This is a genomic window from Paraburkholderia sp. J8-2 (genome assembly GCF_905220195.1).
Classification (GTDB): Bacteria; Pseudomonadota; Gammaproteobacteria; order Burkholderiales; family Burkholderiaceae; genus Paraburkholderia.
The window spans coordinates 1-273 of record NZ_CAJMZA010000151.1 but is presented as its reverse complement, the minus strand read 5'-3'; the positions used below and the strand labels follow the sequence as shown (position 1 = coordinate 273).

Sequence of the window (273 nt, the reverse complement as noted above, 5' to 3'; positions counted from 1 at the left end):
GCCACACCCTGCTTCAGCGAAAGCAGAATACCCATTTGCTGGCCCGTGATGTCGAGGTCCTTGAGCGCCGCGTCCATTTCCGCGACGACCAGATTGCGCGCCTTGACGATCCTGAAGCCGACACTTTCCGTGAGCATGAAATTTCTCGTGGTGTAGTGGTCCATCGCGACATCCTCCGTGTTGCAGATCACAATATCTGCATTATCAGATATTGTCAAGAAAAACACACGAGACGGGTCTGCCATCGGGACCGGGTTCAACTGCACTATTCAA

The 273-nt window shown here is 53.1% G+C and carries 1 pseudogene; it reads right to left on the bottom strand.

Going from position 1 to position 273, the window contains the following annotated elements:
• A pseudogene (locus U5A52_RS43225) lies at window positions 1-164 on the bottom strand (MarR family transcriptional regulator); the annotation flags it as partial.
• Between the last annotated feature and the right edge of the window lie 109 nt (window positions 165-273).